Source organism: Methylococcus sp. S1M (genome assembly GCF_051295855.1).
In the GTDB taxonomy this organism is placed as follows: Bacteria; Pseudomonadota; Gammaproteobacteria; order Methylococcales; family Methylococcaceae; genus Methylococcus; species Methylococcus capsulatus.
On sequence record NZ_JBPDXO010000009.1, the window covers coordinates 34,555 to 53,946 of the forward strand.

The window sequence follows — 19,392 nt, forward strand, 5'->3', positions numbered from 1 at the left end:
CCCGTTCCCCTTCGTCCGCTCAGGTCTTCCTCACCGGAGGTGAGGCAGATCGGTTTCCAGCATCCAATGCTCTTTGTCCCCGTCATAGCGCCACGTCTCCTCCTCGACCATGCTGCGCTCGGTGAGTTCGTCCGGGCGCAGGTAGCGGATTTCGACAGTCTGGAACAGTAGGGCGGAGGGCTCCTCGCTGTGCCTGTAGCGCACCTGGTAACCCGTGACCTTGTAGCCCTTCAGGCGGTCGAGTCTCTGCTCGGGACGGGGCCTGGGGATCTGGTAGCTCGCGGCCTTTTCCCACTGGCCCCAGCGGATCGCCGATTCATATCCCGTCAGGGTTTCGTCCTGCCGCATCAGCCCGATGTCGTGGCTGCAGCCAGTGAGCGATGCCATCGCGAGCGCAAGGATGGGGAAATTCCTAGGCATTGGGCGTTTGACGTGTGATTCGGGCGGGTCCGAAATTATATAATGCGTCGGTAAGCTTGCTGGGATGACGGGATTCGTGCCAGCGTCGGGCATCCTGTTCCCCCATGGGGAACGATCCATGGAGAAATCATATGAGCCAGTCTTTAGAACAGAAAGACAGCGGATTGTCGAGCAAGGCCATGCGCGTTCTCGCCGTCGTGATGGCGGTGCTCGCGGTCATCTATTTCCTCCCGGCATTCATGTCGAGAACCACGGAAATCAACGGGGTGTCCAAGGCCGCCGCATACAAGTCGGCGATGAAGGTCAAGCGTTATCTGTCGACCAACGATCGGGTGATTTTCGATACGGCTTTCGGCCTGCTGGACAAGATCAAGTCCCAGGAGGGGCCGGACGCCTTCGCCAAGGCGGTGGACGGCATGACGCCGGAGGAGGTCATCGAACTGGCACGGACCGAGATCAATGCCAGGATCGCCATGGGGGACCCGGAGTTCAGGCAGTACGCTTCCTGGGACGACATGATCGCCAAGCTGGTGGATACCAGCCTCGGCTCCCCGCGTTCACGCCAGGGCGCAGGCCAGCAGCCGGCACCGCTGCGCCAGTCGGAGCGTCCCGGTCGTCCGCAGTGAGTCTCGGAGGGACCCCGGGCGCCGAGGCGGTTGCGCTCGCGCCGTCCGGCGGCCACGACCATCAGGGGTGCATAGATCGCGCCCTGAGCCGTGCCGAAAAACTCTGCAGCGAGCGCGGCGTTCGCTTCACCCCGTTGCGGCGCCAGGTGCTCGCGCTGATCTGGGAAAATCACGAGGCGGTCAAGGCTTACGACCTGCTCGAACTGCTCAAGCCGTTCGATCCGTCGGCCAAGCCCGCAACCGTATACCGGGCGCTGGATTTCCTGCTGGAGCAGGGCTTCATCCACCGTGTCGAAAGCCTCAATGCCTTCATCGGCTGCAGTGACGTGGGGCGCCAGCACGAACTCCTGCTGCTGATCTGCGACCGCTGCCACACGGTCGAAGAGCGCGCCGCCTCATCCGTCATGGCCGCGGTGGCCGCAGAGATCGCGTCGGCCGGCTTTCACGTTCGCTACAAGGCGCTGGAAATACACGGCATCTGCTCGGCTTGTGCCGCGCGAGAAGATCCCGTTTGAGTTCTTCCTCGATTCCTTGCTGACCGCAGTCGCGGTCAGCCGCTCCGTCCTGGCCCGTGTTCCCGGGTCGGCTTGTAGTTGTTACTTTATAACATATATAATTCCGCCCGCCGCCGGAATGGCTCTTGGGGTTGGCCGCGAGTGCTTGTCGGAAGATTGCGGGGCGGCCGGTGCGAGACAAGTGACGATATAACATAGGTACGGATTCAAGAGGCGTCATGCTCAAACGATTTTCCCTGTCTTCGTGCTTCATCGTGTTGGCCGTGCCGCTCCATGCCGCCGAGGTTTCCGAGCCGGAGGGCAAGCAGGTCCCTGGCGGGAAGGATCGGCCCGCCTCCGGTGCGGAGCCGGCTCCCGTGCAGCTCGAACCGGTCGTCATCAGCAGTCCGTTGGAAGAAAAGGTCTCCGAAATGGCGCGGCCGGTGACCGTGCTGACGGGCAGCGAATTGCGCCGGAAAATCGGGGGCACGATCGGTGAAACCCTCAAGCAGGAAGCCGGCGTGACCAGCGAATCCTTCGGTCCCGGCGTAGGCATACCGGTGATCCGGGGGCAGACGGGGCCGCGTGTCCAGGTAATGACCAACAGCATAGGCACCGGCGACGTCTCCCAGATCAGCCCGGACCATGCCAATGCGGTGGAGCCGGTGCTGGCCGACCGCGTGGAAGTACTGCGCGGGCCGGCGACCCTGCTGTACGGCAGCGGGGCCATCGGCGGCATCGTCAACGTCCTCGACAACCGCATTCCCTCGCTGGTGCCGGACAAGCCGATGACGGTGACCGGGGAACAGCGGTTCAACTCGGTCTCGGGCCAAACCACGACCAATCTCAAGGTGGAGGGCGGCCAGGATCTGGTGTCCTATCATCTGGACGGGTTTTACCGCGATGGTAACAATCTGCACATTGGCGGTCCGGCGATCGCCGAGACTCAGGCGCGCCAGACCGATCTGGCTTTGCAAGGCAGCCCGATCCAGAATTCCTACGGCGTCATCCCCAACACCGAAAATCGGGCCAAGGGCGGTTCCGCCGGGTTTTCCCTGGTGGGCGAGCCGGGCTTCGCCGGGGTGTCGATCAACTATCTCGGCAACAACTACGGCATTCCACCCGACGGATCTCCCGGCGGAGGCAATACCCGCATCAACCTGAAGGAGTCGCGCTACGACTTCAAGAGCGAGCTGAATGCGCCGGTGGATTTCGTCGAGGCCGTGCGCATGCGCTTCGGCCACGTCAATTACACCCACACCGAGCTGGATGACAGCGTGGCGGCCGCTCGGTTCAACAAGACGACCAACGAAGGCCGTCTCGAAGTGGTCCACCAGCCGATCGGCATCTTGAAGGGCGTCGTTGGGGTGCAGATGAGCTCGGCGGATTTCGAGGCGATCGAGATCGGTTCGCCCGACGCGCTGGTGCCCAAGTCCCAACTCGGCAGCTACGGCGTGTTCGCCGTCGAATCCTTCGAGCTGGGTGCGGGTTTCTACGAACTAGGGCTGCGCGGGGAATCGGACTCCGTCGATCCGCAGGGCGGTCCCAACCGCAGTTACGCGCCGATCAGTGCCTCCGGCTCGGCCCAATGGAAGTTCGACGACGAAAATTCCGTCAGTTTTGCCGTCACCCGGTCGCAGCGGGCGCCCCAGGTGCAGGAGCTGTTTACGCACGGGATACACGACGCCACCCACAGCTACGAGCTGGGCAATCCCAATCTCACCGAGGAAACTTCCTACAACTTCGACTGGGGCTACCGCTACAAAGGGCGGGGAGTCAGCGCCGAGCTCAACGTGTTCCAGAATTTCGTGAACGACTACATCTACCAGCAGATCACGGATGAGGTGTTCAACGAAGATACCGAACAGTTCGAGAAAGTGTGCACCAGTCCGGGCGCCTGTTTCCCGGTGGTGCAGACCACTCAGGCCGGCGCGTATTTCCTGGGCTACGAAGGCAACGTCAGATTTCCGCTGATGGAGAACCATTACGGCGTGATCGATCTGACCCTGTTCAGCGACTTCACCCGCGGCCAGTTCGTCAACGGCGGCAACGTGCCGCGCATGCCGCCGCTGCGCTACGGCTTCCAGCTCGACTATGCCTACGACGAGCACTGGAGCGGCAATCTGCGGCTGACTCGCGGCGAGAAGCAGATCTATGCCGGCCAGAACGACGCCATGACCAACGGCTACGTGCTGCTCAACCTAGGTGTGCAATACGAGGTCAAGGCATTCAAGGACGCCGAAGTGCTGGTCTTCGCTCAAGGCAACAACCTGCTCAACGACAACCTCCGAAACTCCACCTCCTATCTGCGCTATTTCGCGCCGGAGGCGGGGCGCGGGGTGGAGTTGGGGCTACGGATCACCTATTGACCCTTCCAAGAACACATGCCTGCACACCGGTATGCCATGAACGCCGCCGCCCCCCCGCGTGAGACTCCAGCGGTCCGGACCGCCGTCATCTCCGACGAGTTCGCCGATCTGGCATGCATCTATCAGGATGACGTCAATCTCTGCCTGATCCGGCGCGAGCCCGAGCCCGCGATCCGGCGCTTCGTGGGTGAACTGCTGAAGCGCGGGGACGCAATCGAATCGTCGCAGACGTTGTCCTTCGAGCATTTCGATTTTTCCTCGCTGCTGCCCGAATACCGGGAGCTGGAGGGCCATGATCCATGGTGGCGGGACGTCGCCCGGCTGACCGCCGCCTTCTGCGACCTGTTCGAAACCGGCTCGGTTGGGCTGCGTCTGCGCACGCTGAACCAGGCCATGTGCCCGCGCTTCCATGTCGATTTCGTACCCTGCCGGCTGGTGTGTACCTACGGCGGGTTGGGGACCGAGTGGCTGGCGGACGACGAGGTCGACCGCAGCAAGCTGGGGCTGGCCGGTTCGAAAGGTCTGGCCGACGAGGATTCCGGGCTGATTCTCGGCGGCGTGCGCGCCATGCCTGCCCATGCCGTCGCCCTGATGAAGGGCGCCACCTGGCCGGGGAGGGACTATCCCGGCGTCGTGCACCGCTCTCCCAGGCCAACGTCCGAACAGCCGCGCCGTCTGCTGTTGATCCTGGACCTGGTCCTATAGCGGGAGGGTTGCAGCGTGCTGACCAAACTTGCAGGCGCGTCCGTCTACGACCCGGTGCAGGGTTGGGCGGGGGAGATCCGTGATCTGTATTTCCGGGATGGGCGCGTCGCCGCCGATCCGGGGCCCGATGCCGCCATCGACGAGGTGCACGACCTTTCGGGCCATATCCTCATGGCCGGAGCGATCGACATCCACAGCCATATCGCCGGCGGCAACGTGAACACGGCGAGGGTGCTTCTGCCGGAGCAGCATCGGAACTCGATGGCGCGGTGGCTAAATCCTCCGGGGCTCACGCCATCCATGGGATTCGCCCCTTCGGGGCCTGCTTTGCGGTCCCCGTTGGCTCCCGCCGGACTTGGCCGTACGGCCGAATGGTCGAGCGCCGACATCGGCCACCGTTACGCCCGGATGGGGTATACCACCGTGGTCGAGCCGGCGGTGCTGCCGGCCAACGCCCTGGACGCCCATCTGCAGATGGCCGACATCCCCATCGTCGATACGGCGGGCCTGGCCATCCTGGGCAGCGACGATTTTCTGCTGGGATTGCTGCGCGGCAAGGCCGGCCAGGCGCAGGTCAACGACTACGTGGCATGGACGCTGCGCGCTACCCGCTGCCTGGGACTCAAGGTGATCAACGCCGGCGGGGCCGCGGCCTTCAAATGGAACGTGCGCCAGTTCGATCTGGACGATGTGGTGCCGTACTACGGTGTCAGCTCCCGCCAGATCCTGCAAACGCTGCAGCGGGCCGTGTGCGAGCTGGGCATCCCGCATCCCGTGCACGTCCACTGCAACAATCTGGGTGTGCCGGGCAACGTGGAAACCGCCGTCGCCACCATGGAGGCTGCGCAGGGCCTGCCCATGCATCTGGCGCACGTCCAGTTCTACGGTTACGGCAAGGAGGGCGCCAAGGGTTTTTCGTCGGGCGCGGCGCGTCTGATGGAGGCCTTCCACCGCCACCCCAACATCACCATGGATGTGGGTCAGGTGCTGTTCGGGCAGACGGTGACCGTTTCCGGCGACGTGATCGCGCAGTACGACCGCCACGGCGACGCCAGCCCCGGCAAATGGGCGGTGTGGGAGGCCGAGTGTGACGGCGCCGGTGGGGTGGTGCCTTACCGGTACCGGGAGCGGAGTTTCGTCAACACCCTGCAGTGGGCCGTCGGTCTCGAGATTTTCCTGCTGGCGGAAGACCCCTGGCGCCTGTTTTTCACCACCGATCATCCCAACGGCGCGCCTTTCACCGCCTATCCGGAACTGATCCGCTTGCTGATGGACGCCGACTATCGTGCATCGGTCATGGCCCGGCTCGATCAGGAGGCGCTGGCCTTGACGCTTTTGCCCCACCTGCGCCGGGAGTTTTCCCTCCATGACGTTGCGGTCATGACACGGGCGGCGGCGGCGCGTCTTCTGGGTTTGGAAGACCGTGGCCACCTGTGTCCCGGAGCCATTGCCGATGTCGCGGTCTACCGGCCCCAGGCGGACAGGCGGGCGATGTTCGCCGATGCGGCATGGGTATGGAAAGGCGGAAGACTCGTGGTTCGCGAGGGCGCCGTAGTCGATCGTGAAGCCGCGCGCGATAAACGGCCACGAATTTGTGAGATAAATCGTCCATGACGATTTTGCGCGTGGGGAAACATAATAACCTCATGAGCAACGCATGTGCCGCGTAGATCACGTCCAGCTCCGAATGATCAGTTCACCGCTCGATCCGCGGGATCGCTTACCGCCACCGACTGAGTAACAGAGGTCGGCGTAATTTGCGGGCAGCCCTTCGAATGCTGCCCGCATCTCTGGGATATCGTTCACCGAGATAACCATCCGTCCCTCGATCGTCCGAGCCAGCTCCGCCATACGGACGTAATTCTCCAACCCGAACTCCACTCCGTAACCCTCCGTTCCCCAATACGGCGGGTCGAGATAGAACAGCGTGTGTGGCCGGTCGTAACGGCGGATGCACTCCTCCCATGGCAGATGCTCAATGGTGGTCCGAGACAGCCGCAGGTGCGCCGCGGACAGCTCCTCCTCGAGCCGCAGCAGGTTGAGCCGGGGGCCGGACGTGGTCGACGTGCCAAAGGTCCTGGACTCCACCTTGCCGCCGAACGCCAGCTTCTGCAGGTAGAAGAACCGGGCGGCCCGCTGGATGTCGGTCAGCGTTTCTTCGGGCGTAGCTTTCGTCCATTCATAGATCTGCCGGGAGGTCAGCGCCCACTTGAACTGGCGGACGAACTCCTCGAGGTGATGCTGCACCACCCGGTACAGGTTGACCAGTTCGCCGTTGATGTCGTTGATGACCTCGCACTTGGCCGGCTCCTCGAGGAAGTACAACGCGGCCGCGCCGCAGAACGGTTCGACATAGCAGTCATGGGGCGGGAACAAAGGAAGGATATGCCGCGCCAGACGGCGCTTGCCGCCGATCCAGGGCACGATGGGTTTACATTGCATGTGTCGCAAGCCTCTTTTTCAAACGTTAGAAATCCACTAGGCTTGCCACACCGAGTGGCCATTCGGTGGCAGCCTTGGGTTGGCTTGCAGGTATACGCTGCGGGTCGGCTGGCTGGCCGGGTGTTCGTAGCACTCGGCCGGTCGCTGTCTTTACATCATCAAGTTCTCATTGCTCACCCAGCCTTCGGACACCGGGCCTTGACCCGTTCAACTCGGTCGAGCCACGCCAAAGTTTCGGCCGGTAGCACGATCAATCCGCTATCGCGGATCGCAACAAATCCCTTGTAGATCGCGTCGAGCTGGTCGGTGAGCTGCGGGTATTGCAGGCGCCGGGCTGCGTCGTAGGGGCGTCGGTGGGTGATGGTCATAGATCGATCGTCACGGATGTTTCGAAGTCCAGGTACGGAAACGCTTCCACCGTCACGCGGTAAGTGCCCGGCATCGGGAATTCGAGATCCTCGCGCCCACCTTCCAGCGACACGACACCCTCGCCGTCGATGCGCACGATCGCTCCGGCCGGTACGTCGAGCAACGCCCCGCCGTTGCTCTCTGAAGCGTCCGTCCAGGTGACCGGCGAAGGCGGCCGCGGCAGCACGTTCGCCCCATCGTAGTAGTGGGTCAGGCCGTTCACGACCGCCGTCACCTCGACCAATCGCCGCTCATACAAAGGTTTTTCCGCCGCTGGGATCGTCAATGTCTCCAAGACAAATCCATCGCCGCGGCTGATCGCATACATGGGCATGGTTAACCGTCCTTCCGGAATTCCAGGATGAGAATCGAACTGTCGATGTTCACGTCCCAGCCCAGGTTGTGCTGGGCGTAGACCGAGTAAGTGAATGCCGCGGTCGAAGGGAACGCCGTGTCGATCACCATCACCGACTGGTGCGGTCCGTAAGCGGCATCGAATGACACCTCCGCAATCACGGAGGCGCCCCGTTTGATGCGGCGGGTGATCGTGTAACCGGCGGCCGAACTGACGTTGTAACGCCAGTTGCATACCAGAAGTATCGCGAAGGCGGTGCCCCGTAGAGCGGCGTTTGCCACCGCCGGAATGTTATAGCCGGTCGAGGTTTGCACCTCACTACCGCTGGCGACCAGTACCGTCCCCGATGCGCCACGAGTCGTGCTGACAGCACCTACCGCGAGCTGGTGGCCGTTGATGATCGCGTCGTTGATGTAGCTGCGGATATTGGCGGCCGTGATCGCATCGAGCGTCGCGAACGCGCCCTGCCCGGCGATGGAGGCGGCGGTCTTGTAGGCGGTCACGTCGGATACCACCTGCCACAGCGAGCCGGTCCAGGTGGCCCAGGTCTTGTTGGCGGTGTCGAACCAGAGGTCGCCGGCGACTGGCGACGAGGGCGTGCCCGACTGGATGTATATCTGGTTGCGGGTGGCGTCCGCCGGCGGCTTGGTGCCGGTGACGTTGCTGTAGTCCACGGTGGGGGCGGCGCTTTCCTGGGCGGGCGGGTCGTCGGATGGGTGCCACGCGCTGGTGACGCCATAGATGTCGAGCGTCCGCCAGGCCGAAGCGGTGGTTGGTTCCGTCAGCAGCGTATAGCCGGTTCCCGGATTTTCCCGGCGGACGATGAAGCCTGTGGCGTTCTCGCGGTAGAGAGCCCCTTTGTGCAGGATCAGCGGCGATCCGAACGCCAGCGTCGGGGCGATGCCCTGTCCAGATACCCTGCCGGCAATGGATGGCGACCCGAGCGCGGCCGTGGAGGCGATGCCGGTGGGGCGCGCCGGCGGCGGCAGCGTGGCGAGGCCGAACGCCAGCGTCGGGGCGATGCCCGCCGCCGCTACGGGATGAGGAAGTATCGGCGACCCGGCCGCCGCCGTGGAGGCGATGCCGACGGGCGATACGGGCGCCTGCATGACGACGGACGCGCCGAAGGAGACGGCGGAGCCGACGCCTGCGGCATTGCATATCCCAGTGATGCCGGGCGACCCGGCCGCGGCCGTGGAGGCGATGCCCGCCGCCGCTACGGGAGGGTCCTGATAATAGATGGTGATCCAGAGGTCGTCGACCGAGATCGTCTTCTGCGACCCGCTCACGTACTTGACCGAGATGGCGAAGCCGAAATTGGCGTCGATGTCGGCGCCGGTGAGACCCGACGTGCCCATGAGGTTGGTCGGGCCGCCGCGCAGGATCGTGCCGTCGGCGGTCGGCCAGTCGGTCGCGCTGGACTGGTCGGCGGTCTGGATCGCTCCGCCGATCACCAGGCGGACGGCATTGTCGCGCGCTACCGTCGAACTGGTCTTTCCTTCGCTGCCGATCTCGAACCCGAGGATCGTTGCGCCGGCCGGGATCGTCGAACCCAGCCCGGTGCACTTGAGGTAATGGGTCTGCGGAAACAGCGAGGACGGCGTCGCCGTCGCATAGGCATTGTCGGACGATGCCGCATTGCCTGGATTGGACCAGCTCCAGGTGCCGATCGAGCCGTCGTCGACGATGGACGACGGACGCAAGGTGACGCTGGCCACCCGTATCCCCTGCGCTCAGTTCAGAGCGCGAAGATCTTGTTGGGCCCGTTGTCCCATACGATCTGCTGGTCTCCGCCCGAGGGCGTGAACGGCAGCCCCGAGGACGCCGTGTCGATGTATGCGATCAGCGGCGACGTGGCGGCATTGCCGGTGTCCTTGTAGATGATGATGGCTTCGACGGAAGGGCCTGAAAGCGCGGTGAAAGTCACGTCGGCTGCATCGAATACGCCGTTGGTGACGGTCTTCGAGCTGAGCGCTTGCGGCGTTCCAACCACCCCGGAGACCGACGAGTAATACTGGTGCGACGCACTGTAGGTGTAGGTACCGGTATCGATGAAAGCCACCTTGATGGTGTCTGCCGCCATGTTGATCGAGCCGGAAAGGAAAGCCTCCTTGCCTTTCGGGTAGAGCGTGTTTGCCATGTCTGTCACCTCTCTGTCAGGCGATGATTTCTGAAAACTCCAGAGCGGCGGAGTGGCCGCTCAGATAAGGCCATTCGATGGACGGGAGCTGGCGCATCGTGGCCAGAAAGTTGCTTACGTCGGCATAAGCGGTGTCTGCCGGGTCCTCGAAGACCAGCACTTCCCTGTCGAGGCCGTGGGTCCAGGCGATCTGGAATATTTCGCGCAGGGCATTGGTCCGGGAGAGGTCGGAGAACTGGTATTTGACGGTGCGCCATGGACTGCGCGCGTCGACGATCCGGCGACCGCCCGGCAGCACCGAGACGGTGGATGGGTTCTTGATGCCCAGAATCCTGCCCCACTCGAAGTTCGTCTCCGTGGGCTGCCATCCGTCGCCGAGGAAAACCCGGCCCAGCCTGATGTGGCCATCCGGATTGCCGGAGTCGGAAATCGTGATGCGCCAGTAGCGGGCCGTATAGACTGCGCCCAGGTCCAGCGTGAACGTCGGGAATGCCGACACATTGTCAGGGTAGACCGCGACGGCGCCGCTGTCGGCGACGGGCGGAGAGAAACCGGACGAGCCGGAACCTTCCAGCCTTACCGTGGCGGCGCCAGGCCGGAGGTTATGGTTGACCAACCCCAGCGTGCGGATGTCCCGCGCCGCTCCGCAGTCGATCACGACCGTGCTGGCGGCGGGCGTCGTGCCGGCGCTGCGCGCGACGCGGGCCAGGGCGGTATCCTGCAGGTTCGTCAGCGGATACAGGCTGTTCCACGATCCGCCCGAGAGCGTCGCCGAGTCGATCTGGTTGGTATGTCCGAGCAGGAAAAATGCCATCGTCAACCCATCAACGTGAGATCGAGCTGGTTGCGGAGGAAGTCGGTCCGCAGTCCGGTGATGATCATGGGGCGTCCGGCGTCGTAGCCGTACCAGCGGGTCTTCAGCAGCACTTCGGTGCCGATGTCGGCGCGGCCAAGCCACGAGGCCGGCGAATCGCGCACCGTCACGGCCACGGTGTCGAGCCGGTTCTTGAGCAGGTTCAGGCGGCGGTTGACCTCGGCCTGGAGCTGCGACAGGGAGACCTGCACCGACGACGCGGTGTAGTCCTGGGCGTTCAGCCGGATGGTCTTGACGGAGGCATCCGACGCCGATGCAGAGCGGCTGGCCGCGCCCAGCCAGGCGGCCCGGGCGTCAGACACGATGCCGGCGAGGGAGTTCCGGTCCTGAACGGCATAGTTGGTATCGCCTTCCAGCGTCATCTTCCACGCCGGAGCGACGGCTGGGAGGGGTCTGGCGATCGAGTCGATCACGGTATCGTCGATGACTGCCGAATAGGCGCCTGTAGGAGCGTCGAGCCTGGCCACGCGGAAGACATTGAGCGCGTCGAAGCCGACCCACGCGCCGACCGATGCGGCGACGCGCTCGATGACGGACCAGGCGGTTTCGCCGTCCTGCACCACCACCCCGACGGGACCGCAGTTCTTGCCGTCGAGATCGGCGAAGTCCTGGAGCGAATAGGATGACGGCGGGATGGCCATGTCATCCAGTATCCTCCGGATGACGCCCGCCGCGCTGATGTCGGACGGGACGAAGCTCTCTGCGACGCAGACCGAGAGCACGCCGAAAGGCGTGGACCCGGTGCGGAAGCAGCCGATGGACGGACAGGCCTTGAACGCTCCGGCTGCTGGCGCAGTGGACTCCATGGCCGACTGGCTGGCATAGGTGCTGCCGGACCGGGCCAGATAGGCGCCCTTGTCGAAGACGTTGATGATCTGGGCCACGGGCCGGTCGTTGACCTGGAATACCAGCTTGGAGGTATTGACCTCGACGGCCCCCATCAGCGATACGCGCCCGTAGATGCGCGGCTTGCTCTGCCCCTTGATGTCGTCCGCCGTGCCGTCGATGCCGTTGGGCAGGACATTGGTGCCGCCGTACTTGGCCGGCTGCAGCGGCCTGTCGAGGAGTTTGCCATTGTCGGTCAGACGGATGGATATCTGGTCCATCCGCCACTCCACGGCGTCGATGATGGCGCGCATGACCAGGGTCCGCGCCTGATACGGCTGCCCGTCACCGAGGGTGTACATGCGCATCTCGCGGCCCTCGAAACAGGCTCCATTCAGATAGTCGAACCAGCCGTCGCCGTTGGCTATGAGCGCCTCGCCATAGCTCGAGCTGGCTCTCCCGCCGAACTGCATCAGGCTGGCGTCGCGGCTGTATTTCGCCGGCTGGATGATCGCCGGGCGGTAGAAGATCCCGGTGCCGCTGTCGTAGCCGCGGCCGTAGGCGAGATACAGCGTCTTCTCGCTGCTGTCGTAGTAGTCGAATTCCTGGAGAAGGATCACCTGCTATGCCCTCCTGGCCAGCCTGGCTTCGCTCACCATGTCATCGAAACGGGCGATGAGCGCCTGCAGCGAGGCGAGCAGCTTCGGATTTGCAGCCGACTGGGCCGTCACCAGCGCCCGCAGTTCCGTCCTCAGTTTTCCCATCTCCTCTTTCATTCCCTTGAATCCGGCGCCGGACCGGAGGGATTCGAGCAGGCCGGCGAGGCGGTCATCGGGCGCGGCGGGCGGCTGGGATGCCGGCGGCCGGGCCATCAGGCTCTGGAAGGCGTCGGCGGCATGCGGTAGGTAGATGACGTTGGCGTAGGCGCCATGGGCGTCGTTGGCGGGCAGGAACGGCGCCAGCAGCCGGGCGGGGTCGGACGGCAGGCCGCCGAGCAGCTCCTGCAGCAGCGCCCGCGGGTCGGCCTGCAGCAGCCGGCGGATGTCGCGCGGCCCGCCGCCGGCATGGCGCTCGTGGGCGGCGTCGTTGGCGGCGTTGAGCGCGGCCATCATCTTCGCCGTGTCCTGGGCGGTGTAGACGCGGCCCGGGCGGTCGAAGTTGACCAGCTCCGGCCCCAGCTCGCCGACCAGCGCCCAGCCCGGGCGCGCCAGTCCGCCCGCGGCGTGCCTCGGCGGCGGGAGGTACTGGGTCTTGCCGCTGTTGCCCTCCTGCAGCGTGGTCTGGGAGCCGTCTTCATTGACCTGGATGATGGTGTCCCGGGTCTGCGGCTGGGTGACCGCGACGCCCTGGGCGTTGAGCCAGCCGACCAGGGCCTCGATGGCGGCGGTGTTGGCGCCGACCACGCCGGAAAGCGCGTCGATGAAGCCCTGGTACTGTTTCACGGCCGCGTCGTAGGCCGCCTGCAGGTTGGCGTCGAGCGCCTGCAGCTCGAGGATGGCGGCGGCCTTCAGGTCGGCCACGTCGGCGCGCTTGCTCAGGTCCTGGGCGTCCTTCGTCGCCTGGGCGGCGGCATCCTGGATGGCCTTGATCTGGTCCGCGGCGGCGGCGCGCAGCCCCTCCACCACCGTCTGCGACTCCTTGCGCAGCTGCGTGACGTAGTCCTTCGAGGCGGACTGCGCGGCCTTGATCTGGTCCTGCGTCCCCTGCTGGACGGCCTTGATCTGCTCCCTGACGAGCCGCTGCGCCTCCTTGTTGTCTTCGGCCTGCTGCTTGCGCAGCGCCTTCATCTGCGATTCGATGCTGTCAGGGCTGGTGACCTCGGTGCTTCCCAGCGCGGCCGCGTCCGCCTGGATTCTGTTGTAGACGTCGCCGTAGCCGGAGGACGAGGCGTAGTAGTCCTTGGCGGCCTGGCGGTAGGCCTCGGCGTCCTGCTGGTAGCGCGCCGCGGCCTCGGCGTCGCCGGCCCGGGCCTTGGCCAGCGTCTCCTCGTACTGCTTGCGGGCCGCTTCCAGCCGCGCTTCCGGCGACAGCGGGGATTCGGCCGAGGTCAGCAGGGACTTGGCGTAGTCGGCGATGCCCTTGATCGCGTTCTTGAGCTGGTTCGCGGTCTGGAGCTGCGCGCCCAGGGCGTCCAGCTCGGCCTGCTGCGCCTCCTGCCGGGCTTCGGCCGCGGCGTCGGCCTGCGCCTGGATGGCGTCGATCTGCGCCTGGCTGGCCGCGTTGATGGCCTCGATCTGGGCGTTGAGCCGGTCGTTCTCGGCCTCGATGGCCGCGTTGAGGCGGTCGTTCTCGGCCTCGATCTGGGCGTTGAGGGTGGCGTTGACCGCGTCGATCTCGGCCTGCGCCCGGGCCTGGATGGCCTCGACCTCCTGCTGGATGGTCTCCTGGATCAGGGCCAGCTCTGCCTGGTAGCGGGCCATCACCGCCGACTGCACGGCCTGGATCAGCGCGATTTCCCGGTTGACGTCGGTACCGCCGCCGGCACGGTAATCGGCGAGCTTCTGCTTGGCCTTGTCGACGTTCTGCCCCGCCAGGTCGGCGACGGCCTGGGGTCCGCGAAGTTCGGCGATTTGCTGGGCGATGGACTGGCGCGCCTGCTCGATGCCGGACGTCATCTGCTCCCAGAGGTTTTTCATCGACTGGAGGAGCGCGGCGCCGACCTGGTCCATCCCGACGCCGAGGGTTATCGCGTCTTCGTACAGGCCTTTGAACTGGTCGCGCAGACCATTGAACGCGATCGTGTTGGCATCGAGCACGCCGGCCATTTGCTCCAGGCCGTGGACGAAATCGTCCTTGAGCTTCTTTTTCGCCTTCTCGGTGGCCTTGTCGACCTCTTCGACGGATTTGCCGAGCGCAATGGCGTCCTCACGGAAGGTTTTGGCCTGGTCGTCGATGGCCTTGAGCGCCGCGGCGGCGCCAGACACGCTCTCCCCGGCAAATTGTTTCAGCGCATCGTCGAACTGGCCTTTGAGTGCGTCGGTGGCAGCCTTCTGGTATTGGTTCAACTCGTCGACGCTGATGCCCAACTCGTTCGCGCCGTCGCGCGCCCAGCTGAAATAGTCGGTGATCTCTTTCAGCTTTGCCGCGAATTGGGACGCGCCTTGACCGGCATAGGCCTGGGCCTGGTCGAGCACCGCCTGCTTTTGCTGTTTGATGTACTCCTGCCTGGCCGCCTCGACGTCCTGCTGCTCCATGGCATGCGGGTCCATCTGCTGCTGCAAGGACTTGATGTTGGCGATGGCGGCGTCGCGCTTCTTCTTGTTCTTGATCTTCCCGGCCTGGGCCAGTTCGTTATCCCAGAACGCATCCCAGCCCTGTTCCCACTCGGCGAGCATGGCGGGATCGCTGGCCAATGCCGGATCCTTTAGCTTGTCCAGCATCGACTTGACGCCCTTCCGGTCGGTCTTGTCGAACGTCTTGGCCTCAAAACCGGAGAGTGAATTCAGGGCGCGCTGGCGTTCGTCCTTGTTGTACTTGGCGAGATCGGCGACCGCGCCTTTCTGCTCGGCATCGATCGCGTCGAACTGCTGGTTGGCACCGAACAGCTTCGACTGGATCGACTGCGGCTTGCCGAGCAGATTGTTCAGCTTGTCCTGGATGCCGATTTGCTTGGCTTCGATCGTTTTGTCGATCTGGTCAGCGACTTTCCCGACGCTGACGCCGAACTTGACAGCCGCGCGTTCCATGGCATCGAACCCGGCCACGGTCTGAGTCCAGGCGCCCACGTCTGGTGTCCACTCGCCCAAAAACGTGCGGAGCGTCCCGAGCTCTTTCATGTTCTGAATGTAGGCGTCAATGTCGCCGCCGCTCAAATCTAGGGCTTTGCCCAGTGCTTTGCGTCCGCCGACTTCTTCGAACGATCCGCCGGCATATTTGCGGACCTCGGAGACCTTTTCGAGGTTGGCTTGAAACGCCTGGAGATCCCCCGACAGCATGACCACGGCCTTGGTGACCGGGTCGGTCATCTGGTTCAGCACCGCCGGCTGCTGGAGCAGCCGCATGGTGGCGATGCTCACGGCCTGCTGCATGTACTGGGCGGCGTTGTCGTCGAACTTGAACGGTCCGGAGGCGTAGATGCCGGGGATCTGGATGCCGGTCCTGTCGTCGTGGATGCGCCCGATGAACTGGAACGCCGGGATCATCACGCCGAGGGACTCCTCGAGCTTGCCCAGCGGGCCGAACAGGGCCGTCAGGGCGTCGCCGAGGAATTTCTCGCCGGGCGCCCAGGCGCCTTTGTTCGGACTGTTGTCGCGCGAGAAGTGGAACGGATCCGCCGGGTCGAAGGTGATGTTTGCCAGTCCCTCGAGCAGGCCGAATAGGCCGGTCTTGCCACCATGCCGAGAGTTAAGCGCTGTGATGTCGTAACCCTCGCCGGGCGTGACGTTGGCGATCAGCTGGGCATCCGGTTTGCCTACCTTGACCTGGCTTGCAATGACCGCGATGACGGCCGCGGCAATGGCGCCAACGCCGGTCGCGGCGAGGCCGGCCATGGCGCCGCTCAAGCCCATCGAGGTGGCCGCGGCATAGCCGCCGATGCCGCCCGCGAGACCGCCGATCGCGCCGCCCGCCTGGCCGTAGTTGTACCGGTCGCCGATCAGCCCGCCGATCAGGTAGCCCAGACCCGCGCCGCCCAGCCCGGCCCCGGCATAGCCCAGCGCCGCGGTGGCCCAGCCGGGGCCGCCGAGCAGGCCGTTGCCGTAGCCGGCCACGCTGGCCCCGGTGCCGGCGTAGTTGACGTACTGCGGGAAGCTGGACACGGCGTTGCCGCCGCTGTTGATGATCATGCTGCCGGAGGGCAGCACCATGGCCTCGCCGACCTGCGGCATGCGGGTGATGAGGCCGTCCGCGCCGACCACGGACCCGCCCAGGCCGAGCAGCCCGCCGAGCCAGCCGCCCGCGCCGGCCTCGCCTCCGGCCACGAGACCGAGACCGCCGGTGAAGAGCCGCGTCACGGCGCTCTGCATGAGCTGCGCCGCCATCTGCTGCAGCACCCGGCTGAACCGCGCCCCCATGCTCTCGGTGGCCGCGCCGAAAGGCTCGAAGAACAGCGAGGAGAAGCCGCTCATCATGCTGCGGGCGACGCCGCCCAGGTCGTCCAGCATGGACTGGCCGGTCCGGGTCATCTCGTCCATCATGTGGGTGGCGGCCTCGGTGTGGGCCATGGCGGCCGCCGTGGCCGCGGCCTCCTCCTCGCCCATGCCGCGGGTCACGTCGTAGACCGCGCTCAGGTAGGCGCGCATCCGGGCCAGCGCCTCCGGCCCGTAGCCGGCCTCGTGCGCGGCCTGGATCTGGGCCAGCAGGGCGAGCTGCTTCTGTTCCTCGTCCTGGGCGCTCTGCAGCGCCCGGGCCGCGGCCTCCTCCTTGCGCTGGATCGCCTCGGCGATGTCGTTCTGGGTCTTGATCTCCAGCTGGCGGATGCGCTCCGCGCCCTCGAGCGCGTCGATCTCCTCCTTGATCTGCCGGGCGAGCCGGGCGCGCGCCTCGGCCTCCTCGCCGGTGAGCCGGGCCGACGCCTTGCGCGCCGCGATCTCGGCCTCGGACGCGCCGGTGCGGTCCTGCAGCATCGCCAGCTCGTCCTTCAGCGACTGGATGAAGCGGTCGCTGGCCTCGAGCGCGTTCTGGTGTTCCGTCGCGGACTTCTTGACCGCGCTGGCCTCCTCGGACAGCGCCTTGTTGTGGGCCTTGGTGGCTTCGGCGTTGGCCTTCTTGGCCGCAATCGTGTCCAGTTCCTGCTTGACGTAGGCCTCGAGCGCCTTGCCGGTGAAGCCGTGCAGGGCGCCTTCGAGCCGCAGCGCGTCCGCCTGCTGGCCGTGGGCTTCGAGCCAGCGGATCTTGGACTGGATGTCCTCGCGCTCGGTGGCGGTGTACTTCTTCGTCGTCTCCGCGGCGGCGGCCAGCGCGGCGCTCGACGCGTTGACCGTGACAGTCAGCTCGCCTACCGACTGCTTGGCCTGGTCGACCTTGGCCTTGAGATCGGCGCCTATGACTTTGGTGGGATCGGTGGTATTCAGCGCGCCGGCATTGCCCTGACTGCGGATCTTGAGCGCCTCGTCGTTGGCCGCGATCATGTTGGCGCGCCAGACCGAGAGGGCTTCCGCGCCGGCGAGGACAGCAAAGGTGGCGGCGCCGACCGGCCCGCCGAGCGCCCCCACAGCCCGGCTGAACAGCAGCGCGCCATTGGCGGCCGCCGCGGCCTCCGCCACATAGGCAGTCATCGCGGTCACGGCTTTGACACCGATGGCGACCGCCACCACTTCACCGGCCCGGACCGCGCCGTCAGCAATCTGGTCGAAGTGGGTAGCCACCCCGCTGATAGCATTGGCCATGTCACGGCTGGCGCCGGCGGCCTGGTCGGCTTTGCCGATGTAGCGCGCCAAGGCGTTTTCGATCTGCTGCATCGCACCGCCGATGGTGTTGGGCATCGTGGCGGCTTCGGCCTTGAGCTGTTCAGAAGCGGCAATGATGGCGTCGAACAACTGCGTGTTGCTGATCAGCCCGTCCGACATCTTTTGCTTGAGGTCCCCCATGCTGCCGCCCAATTGCTTGGCGACGGCATCGACCAGCCGCATGTTGGTGTCGGCGAGCTGGCCGAAGTCCTCCCACTGCACCGTGGAGGAGGCCAGGGACTGGGACAGCTGGGTGATGGTGGAGGATTGCTCCGCTGCGCTGGCGCCGGAAGTCTTCAGGCTGGCGTTAACGGCCTCGATGACTTTAACGAGGTCGGCCTGGCTCTTCCCGGCATCGCGCACCGCGGGAGCAATGCGGGAGTACAGCTTGGCGTTGTCGTCGAGGGCGGTGCTGTAGCGCTGGGAGATGGCAAACACCTGCGCCTGCGCCTTGGCGTATTCCAGCTCGCTTTGGGTGGCGAGCTTGAGGCGGGCGGAGAGGTTGGCGTAGCGGTCGGCCACATCGGCCAGTTCCCGGCCAGCGCCGAGCGCCGCCTGAGCGGTGATGAATTCGAGAAACTGGCGCTTGGCCGTCGCCAGCTGCGTGCTGATGGAATCCAGGCCCTGGCGGGTCTTGCCGTAAGCTGCGTCGATACGGCCAGCGGATTCGCTGGCGGCAGAGCCAACGCGCTTGAAGCCGTTCTCGACTTCGGCGATGCCGGTTTCGACTTTCTTGTATGATGCGTCGATACGGCTGGCGGATTCGCTGGCGGCCGAGCCGATGCGCTTGAATCCGCTTTCGACCTTCTCAACCCCGACCAGCGCTCCTTTCTCGTCGAGATTGAGTTTGATGCCAACTACGATAGGGCCGGTCATATGTCCTTAATCAGTCTGATGGTGCTGGGCTTTCTGCTGTTCGCGCTGGGATTCCTCAAATACGGCGCCGGCATGGTGTGGGTCGGCATCGCCGTTTTCGTCCTGGCTTGCCTGACCTCCGCCGGGCGGCTATTCCTCAGCCGCTGACTCCGCCGCCGGCGGATGGAACACGGCCAAGGCCGCCGCTTCCATGACCTGGATCCCGGCGAATATCCGGCGGGCCGCCTCGCCTTCGTGGCCCAGGTGGCGTATCACCACGTCCACGTCCGGGTAGGACAGGCCGAGCCAGACCGGCGCGCCGCCCAGCGGCGGGAAGTACAGCCGCCAGGCGGTCCGGCAGGCCAGGAAGGCCATGACCGTGTCCCAGTTCTCCGCCATGACGGGGAAATCCCCGTCGCCGGGCTCCCCGTCCCCGTCCGGCGCGGCCATGCCGAACGCCGCCAGGTCGTCCCTGAGCGCGTGGTCGGGCCGC

At 65.3% G+C, this 19,392-nt stretch carries 16 protein-coding genes; 6 read left to right on the forward strand and 10 right to left on the reverse strand.

Annotated features, from left to right (window positions below; genetic code table 11):
• Positions 1-30 precede the first annotated feature (30 nt).
• Positions 31-387 carry a hypothetical protein gene (locus ACSHWJ_RS14020; protein WP_432539991.1) on the reverse strand — a complete coding sequence of 119 codons (357 nt, stop codon included), beginning with the start codon at positions 385-387 and terminating at the stop codon, positions 31-33.
• A 164-nt stretch (positions 388-551) separates the two neighbouring features.
• Here ACSHWJ_RS14020 and ACSHWJ_RS14025 point away from each other — a divergent pair, with 164 nt between their 5' ends.
• The 5 genes from ACSHWJ_RS14025 (at position 552) to ACSHWJ_RS14045 (ending at position 6,228) form a co-directional block, all read left to right on the forward strand.
• Positions 552-1,046: a hypothetical protein gene (locus ACSHWJ_RS14025; protein ID WP_017365416.1), complete on the forward strand. Its 495-nt coding sequence runs from the start codon at positions 552-554 to the stop codon at positions 1,044-1,046.
• A complete protein-coding gene (locus tag ACSHWJ_RS14030) occupies positions 1,043-1,561 on the forward strand; it encodes a transcriptional repressor (protein WP_050738210.1) in 519 nt (172 codons plus the stop codon). The genes ACSHWJ_RS14025 and ACSHWJ_RS14030 overlap by 4 nt, the downstream gene beginning before the upstream one ends.
• A gap of 218 nt (positions 1,562-1,779) precedes the next feature.
• Complete coding sequence (locus ACSHWJ_RS14035; protein WP_432539990.1) at positions 1,780-3,909, forward strand: TonB-dependent receptor; 2,130 nt, start codon at positions 1,780-1,782, stop codon at positions 3,907-3,909.
• Positions 3,910-3,924: 15 nt separating this feature from the next.
• The gene (locus ACSHWJ_RS14040) at positions 3,925-4,614 is read left to right on the forward strand and encodes a DUF1826 domain-containing protein (protein ID WP_432539989.1); all 690 of its coding nucleotides are present in this window, start codon (positions 3,925-3,927) and stop codon (positions 4,612-4,614) included.
• A 15-nt stretch (positions 4,615-4,629) separates the two neighbouring features.
• Complete coding sequence (locus tag ACSHWJ_RS14045; protein WP_432539988.1) at positions 4,630-6,228, forward strand: formylmethanofuran dehydrogenase subunit A; 1,599 nt, start codon at positions 4,630-4,632, stop codon at positions 6,226-6,228.
• A gap of 57 nt (positions 6,229-6,285) precedes the next feature.
• On the opposite strand, the gene ACSHWJ_RS14050 is transcribed toward ACSHWJ_RS14045, so the two are convergent.
• From ACSHWJ_RS14050 to ACSHWJ_RS14085, 8 genes are all read right to left on the reverse strand, one after another.
• Positions 6,286-7,056 (reverse strand): DNA adenine methylase, encoded by a 771-nt coding sequence (locus ACSHWJ_RS14050; RefSeq protein WP_432539987.1) that lies wholly within the window; start codon positions 7,054-7,056, stop codon positions 6,286-6,288.
• 173 nt (positions 7,057-7,229) lie between these two features.
• The gene (locus ACSHWJ_RS14055; RefSeq protein WP_432539986.1) at positions 7,230-7,424 is read right to left on the reverse strand and encodes a hypothetical protein; all 195 of its coding nucleotides are present in this window, start codon (positions 7,422-7,424) and stop codon (positions 7,230-7,232) included.
• Positions 7,421-7,792, reverse strand: a complete 372-nt coding sequence (locus tag ACSHWJ_RS14060) for a hypothetical protein (protein ID WP_435920366.1) — start codon at positions 7,790-7,792, stop codon at positions 7,421-7,423. The genes ACSHWJ_RS14055 and ACSHWJ_RS14060 overlap by 4 nt, the downstream gene beginning before the upstream one ends.
• 8 nt (positions 7,793-7,800) lie before the next feature.
• Complete coding sequence (locus ACSHWJ_RS14065) at positions 7,801-9,537, reverse strand: hypothetical protein (protein ID WP_432539984.1); 1,737 nt, start codon at positions 9,535-9,537, stop codon at positions 7,801-7,803.
• A 20-nt stretch (positions 9,538-9,557) separates the two neighbouring features.
• On the reverse strand, positions 9,558-9,959 hold the full coding sequence (locus tag ACSHWJ_RS14070; protein ID WP_432539983.1) for a hypothetical protein: 402 nt from the start codon (positions 9,957-9,959) through the stop codon (positions 9,558-9,560).
• A gap of 16 nt (positions 9,960-9,975) precedes the next feature.
• Positions 9,976-10,773 (reverse strand): hypothetical protein, encoded by a 798-nt coding sequence (locus ACSHWJ_RS14075; RefSeq protein WP_435920368.1) that lies wholly within the window; start codon positions 10,771-10,773, stop codon positions 9,976-9,978.
• A gap of 2 nt (positions 10,774-10,775) precedes the next feature.
• Positions 10,776-12,278: a hypothetical protein gene (locus ACSHWJ_RS14080; RefSeq protein WP_432539981.1), complete on the reverse strand. Its 1,503-nt coding sequence runs from the start codon at positions 12,276-12,278 to the stop codon at positions 10,776-10,778.
• Between the two features lie 3 nt (positions 12,279-12,281).
• On the reverse strand, positions 12,282-18,920 hold the full coding sequence (locus ACSHWJ_RS14085) for a tape measure protein (RefSeq protein ID WP_432539980.1): 6,639 nt from the start codon (positions 18,918-18,920) through the stop codon (positions 12,282-12,284).
• On the opposite strand from ACSHWJ_RS14085, the gene ACSHWJ_RS14090 reads away from it, so the two are divergent.
• A complete protein-coding gene (locus ACSHWJ_RS14090; RefSeq protein ID WP_432539979.1) occupies positions 18,921-19,067 on the forward strand; it encodes a hypothetical protein in 147 nt (48 codons plus the stop codon).
• Here ACSHWJ_RS14090 and ACSHWJ_RS14095 read toward each other — a convergent pair.
• On the reverse strand, positions 19,050-19,349 hold the full coding sequence (locus ACSHWJ_RS14095) for a DUF1799 domain-containing protein (protein ID WP_282213523.1): 300 nt from the start codon (positions 19,347-19,349) through the stop codon (positions 19,050-19,052). The two genes, ACSHWJ_RS14090 and ACSHWJ_RS14095, sit on opposite strands and share 18 nt — an antisense overlap.
• Positions 19,350-19,392: the final 43 nt, after the last annotated feature.